Here is a 5444-nt window from a genome sequence, read left to right as displayed (position 1 = left end):
CCGCCGATACGTGCCCGCCAATTAAACCAGCGATAAGATTACCTAAAGCTGAACCTGTGAACCATAGACCCATAATTTGACCACGTATGACATCAGGTGCAAGTTTAGTCATGGTAGATAGGCCAATCGGGCTTAAACACAATTCTCCGATAGTAAGTAGAAATAAAGTACCTACTAACCAAAATGGTGAAACTAATCCACCAGCAATAGCAAAACGGCTTGCAAATGACATCAACAAGAAACCGCCTGCTGCTAGTAAAAGTGCAATAATAAATTTACTGATATAACTTGGGTCTTTATTTGACTTACCAAGTTTAGCCCAAAGCCATGCTGCAATTGGGGCAAAAATAATAATAAAGAGCGCATTAATTGATTGAAACCATACTGCTGGAATCTCAAATCCGAAAACAATACGGTCTGTGTAATCTTGTGCAAATAGGTTAAAAGATGTTGGTTTTTGCTCAAAGGCAGACCAAAAAAGAGCTGATGTTGCTAATAAGACAAAGCAGATAATAATTTTAAATTTTTCATGTTTTTCTAAACCAAGGAAAAATAATAAATAGATAAAATAAGCGATAATTCCAACGCCGATTCCAACTGTTAAATAAGTTGCTACCACGACTGGATTGATATGAATAACGCCAAAGAAAGAAAGAGCAATAACGACTGCAACCGATAGTAAAAATGAGAAAGCAATTTTTGGCGCATTTCTATTTTCTACGACAGGTTTATTCCAATTGTCAGTTTGCTGACGCAATTGATTAAAAGCTTGTAGCTGTGGAATAGCGAGTACACGAAAAATAAGTAATGCAACTAACATCCCAAGGCCGCCGATCCCAAAACCTAGATGCCAGCTATGATCACGAGCCAATATACCTGTAATAAGCGGGGCAATAAACGACCCCATATTAATCCCCATATAAAAAATGGAAAAGCCGGCATCTCGTCTACTATCCTGAGCTTTATATAATGTTCCGACAATCACTGAAATACAGGTTTTAAATAAACCTGATCCAAGAACAATAAGGACTAAGCCGAAATAAAAAAAGAATTGATCAAAGATGGGGGTAAGCGCAATTGATAAATGACCTAATGCAATAATGAGGGAGCCATACCAGACGGATCGTGCTTGACCTAACCAGTTATCGGCAATCCAACCACCTAAAACGGTCATTAAATACATAGAGCCTGCAAATAACCCAACAATTGCGGCGGCAGTAGGACGGTCAAGACCTAAACCACCATCATTGACCATCGCAACCATATAAAGAACGAGTAAGGGCCGAATTCCGTAATAAGAAAATCTTTCCCACAGTTCTGTAAAAAATAAAGTTTTTAAGGGTTTTGGATGGCCGAAAAAAGCTGTGTCAGATTGTTCGAGTTCATGCTTCATTTCAAATCCTTTGAACATATTTGTAGTTTAATAAGCCAAACTTTTAGTTTGTTTAGTTATAAAAAAAAGTTATGTTTTATTTTTTAGATTTTTTTAAATTGAAAAGCAAGTTGGTCATGTATAAAAAAGGTATATAACAAATGGTAAAAAATCCCTTTAATTTCTTACTGCACCAAAGCTGATCAAAACTTGTTTCATGGCAGATAACTTGATAAGCGAAAGAAAACTAATTTTATAAAACTTTAGTATTTATTGAGGTAAGGGGATGATTCGATCGCTGACTTTTTTAAATTTTTGAGAACTGTTCTTTGAAGTGATATTTGCGTTAGAGCTTTTGGCAAAGGCATGGATAGATATAGAAGAGGCAGCTAAAGGTTAAAATTTTATAAGTCATCTTTTATTATTTTCATTCATTGTAATAAGAAAGTCAGCTTTCTATATGAGAAAGTATTATGATCATGAAGGACTGTTAGATATTGATGCGATGATTCATATTGGCGCAACAATTTTGCACTAAATTAGGGCGATTGCGAGCTATTCTTGTATGCAATAATTTGAAAATGTCTGAATATGGTGCATTTAACTATGCAAACAGTATAATGGGTTCAAGACAAGGGACCTAAATCATAGATAGTTATAAGCAATTCAATGTTTTAGGTAAGTCTTATAAAGTTGGTATGAGAATTGCTATATAAATACCAGCAATTAACACGCACTTAACAAGTGCAACAAAATTTCATTGGAGCAAAATGAGCATGGCGAACAAGGTCCTTCAACTCATACAAGAAAGTGGCGCAAAATGGGTCGATTTTCGCTTTACTGATACTAAGGGTAAAGAACAGCACGTAACTTACCCAGCTGATTCTATTGATGAAGATACTTTTGAAGACGGTAAAATGTTTGATGGTTCTTCAATCGCTGGTTGGAAAGGCATTGAAGCATCTGACATGATTTTACGTCCAGATGCAGAAACTGGTTTCATCGACCCGTTCTTTGCTGAACCAACTGTAGTTGTGACTTGTGACGTTATTGAACCTTCAACTGGTCAAGGTTATGAGCGTGACCCACGTTCGATTGCTCGCCGTGCAGAAGAATACTTAAAATCTACAGGTATCGGTGATACTGCATTCTTTGGTCCAGAACCAGAATTCTTTGTATTTGACGAAGTGAAGTGGGACATCGATATGTCTGGCGCTCGTCATACATTAATCGCTGAAGAAGCTGCTTGGTCTACTGGTAAAGATTACGAGTCTGGTAACTCTGGTCACCGTCCACGTGTTAAAGGCGGTTACTTCCCAGTTCCTCCGGTTGATTCTTCACAAGATATGCGTGCAGAAATGTGTGCAAAAATCGAAGACATCATGGGCCCAGGCCGTGTAGAAGTACATCACCACGAAGTTGCTTCTTGCCAGTTAGAAATTGGTGTGAGCTTCAATACACTTGTACGTAAAGCTGACGAAGTTCAACAGTTCAAATATGCTGTTTGGAACGTTGCTCACCAATATGCAAAAACTGCAACCTTTATGCCTAAACCAATGGTAGGTGATAACGGTTCTGGTATGCACGTTCACATGTCTATCTCTAAAGATGGCAAGAACTTGTTTGCTGGTGATGAATATGCAGGCCTTTCAGAAATGGCATTGTACTTCATCGGTGGTGTTATCAAGCACGCTCGTGCATTGAACGCAATCACAAACCCATCTACAAACTCATACAAGCGTTTGGTTCCTCACTTCGAAGCGCCAATCATGCTTGCTTACTCAGCACGTAACCGTTCTGCGTCTATCCGTATTCCATACGTTTCTAGCCCTAAAGGTAAGCGTATCGAAGCTCGTTTCCCAGACCCAATGATGAACCCGTACTTAGGTTTCGCTGCATTGTTAATGGCTGGTATCGACGGTATCCAAAACAAGATCCATCCGGGCGAAGCTGCTGATAAGAACTTGTACGATCTTCCTCCAGAAGAAGAAGCAAAAATCCCAACAGTTGCTCATAGCTTAGATATGGCTCTTGAAGCACTTCAAGCAGATCACGAATTCTTGTTAAAAGGCGGCGTGTTCACTAAAGAAATGCTTGATGCATACATCGAACTTAAAACTGAAGATGTACGTCGTCTTAACACGACTACTCACCCAGTTGAATTCGATATGTACTACAGCTTGTAATACATATTTTCATAAAAAAGCCTGCTTATGCAGGCTTTTTTATTGCTTGGAATGTTGATTGAATTCTCTACGTTTTTTATCAAAAAATTGGGGTAAACTAGGTGCGAGTTTTCATGTGAGCAGATTATGCGTAAACGACAACCAGTACTTAAACAGGAAAAGACTTTAAATCCTGAATTGAAAACATGGTTGTATGCGTCTGGTTCATTGACCCAACAATTGACTGAACTTGGCGGTGGCCAATTCAGTGTAAAGCCTTTTCAAGAACATTTTCAGCGTTTAACTTTTGCAGATAGTCAGTGGATGAAGATGTCTCATGCTCACACTTCGTGGGTAAGGGAAACCTATTTATATGGCTGTGAAGAAGATCCATGGGTGAAAGCAAAAAGTATTTTTCCAATTCAAAGTTTACAAAAAAAAGCGCGTATATTTCAGCACATTGGTTCTAAACCAATTGGCTTTTTTCTATTTCAAAGAACAACACCACTTTGTGACCGCCGTGTCATTCGTTTGCCAGAAGGTTGGACAAGACAAAGTTGCTATACTTGGCATGGGTGTAAATTTATTGTTCAAGAAACATTCTTACCGGCTTTTGAAGCTTTTTTAAATCAGCAGCACGACAAGGAATTACTATGACGACTGCAACAAGCACAACATGGCGTCAGCGATTAGAAGCTTATTATTATCTATGTCGATTTGATAAGCCAATTGGTACTGAACTGGTTTTCTGGCCAACCATGTGGGCGCTTTGGGTTGCATCAAAAGGAATACCTGATTTAGGTATTTTATTTGTCATGATTCTAGGTGTCATTTTTATGCGTGCCGCTGGATGCGCTATTAATGATTTTGCAGACCGTAAAGTAGATGCTCATGTTGAGCGTACTAAAACGCGTCCGCTTGCAACTGGAGTGATTCGTGCAAGAGAAGCAGTATATGTGTTCTTAGTACTCGTTTTAGCAAGCGCATGTTTATTGTTCTTTTTACCCATTGAAACCTTTTACTGGTCATTTGGGGCATTATTCTTAGCGTTCATTTATCCCTTTATGAAGCGCTATACCAACTTACCACAGGTCTTTTTGGGTGCGGCATTTTCATGGTCAATTCCAATGGCTTTTACTGCGGTAGGTAAAACTCCAGATTTGACTTGCTGGCTACTTTATTTTGGTAATCTGGCTTGGACAGTGGCTTATGACACTCAATATGCAATTACAGACCGTGAATATGATTTAAAGATTGGCGTCAAATCTACTGCTATTCTTTTTGGTCGATATGACATCCAGATTATTGCACTCTTACAGGCAACCAGCCTTGTTTTGATTGGGGCTGCACTGTATTTAGAAAATATCTTATTTCCATGGGCGATCATTGCTTTAATTGTTGTTGCATTCGATTTTATATATCAAACAATTAAAACCAAAGACCGCAACCCTCAAGTATGTTTTTGGGCATTCCGTCACAATCGCTGGGTCGGATTAATCATTTTTCTAGGAATATTTTTAAATTTCATATAGTAAAAATGACCGCAAGGTTGAAAAGTGTTCTATGCAGAGCACTTTTTTTATGTCTTAATATTCGTGCATAAAAAAATATGCGGAATAAATAATACATAAAAAAGGATATTCTATGAAACGGTCAAAAATTGCTTTAGCTATAACATTATCGGTTTCAACATTATTTCTTGCAGCATGTAATGACAATGATGATGACTATGTTGGCGTAAACCCTGATAAAACCTATCTGTCTGAAAGTAATTACGCTATAGATCAAGTTGATAATGCTTCAACGATTAAAGTAATGACTTATAACATGGCAAATGTTCAAGGAAAAACAGCAACTGCCTCAGCACTGGTATTGTTCCCCAAAGCGACTCAGCCTAAAGATGGTTA

Annotated in this window: 4 protein-coding genes and 1 pseudogene; 4 read left to right on the top strand and 1 reads right to left on the bottom strand. The window is 38.2% G+C overall.

Annotated features, from left to right (window positions below; all coding sequences use genetic code 11):
• Positions 1 to 1411, bottom strand: a 1411-nt coding sequence (locus tag UC75_RS07065) for a peptide MFS transporter (RefSeq protein WP_416202202.1), incomplete at its 3' end; no start/stop codon positions are given.
• Between the two features lie 731 nt (positions 1412 to 2142).
• On the opposite strand from UC75_RS07065, the gene glnA reads away from it, so the two are divergent.
• The 4 genes and pseudogenes from glnA to UC75_RS20555 all read left to right on the top strand — a co-directional run.
• Entirely contained in the window at positions 2143 to 3558 is a 1416-nt protein-coding gene (gene glnA / locus UC75_RS07060; protein WP_171056845.1) for a type I glutamate--ammonia ligase, read from the top strand.
• Positions 3559 to 3684: 126 nt separating this feature from the next.
• Entirely contained in the window at positions 3685 to 4194 is a 510-nt protein-coding gene (locus UC75_RS07055; RefSeq protein WP_049837137.1) for a chorismate--pyruvate lyase family protein, read from the top strand.
• Positions 4191 to 5069 carry a 4-hydroxybenzoate octaprenyltransferase gene (ubiA, locus tag UC75_RS07050; RefSeq protein ID WP_009389888.1) on the top strand — a complete coding sequence of 293 codons (879 nt, stop codon included), beginning with the start codon at positions 4191 to 4193 and terminating at the stop codon, positions 5067 to 5069. Before UC75_RS07055 ends, ubiA begins: the two co-directional genes overlap by 4 nt.
• A gap of 112 nt (positions 5070 to 5181) precedes the next feature.
• Positions 5182 to 5444 (top strand): annotated as a pseudogene (locus UC75_RS20555) (alpha/beta hydrolase); the annotation flags it as partial.

The organism is Acinetobacter sp. V2 (assembly GCF_001188385.1).
Lineage (GTDB): Bacteria > Pseudomonadota > Gammaproteobacteria > Pseudomonadales > Moraxellaceae > Acinetobacter > Acinetobacter oleivorans.
The sequence above is the reverse complement of the archived record's forward strand: the minus strand, read 5'-3'. Positions and strand labels throughout refer to the sequence as shown.

Bases quoted from the DNA above. Each gene is read 5' to 3' on its own strand.
- glnA (WP_171056845.1), top strand. From the start codon at position 2,143: ATGAGCATGGCGAACAAGGTCCTTCAACTCATACAAGAAAGTGGCGCA.
- UC75_RS07055 (WP_049837137.1), top strand. From the start codon at position 3,685: ATGCGTAAACGACAACCAGTACTTAAACAGGAAAAGACTTTAAATCCT.
- ubiA (WP_009389888.1), top strand. From the start codon at position 4,191: ATGACGACTGCAACAAGCACAACATGGCGTCAGCGATTAGAAGCTTAT.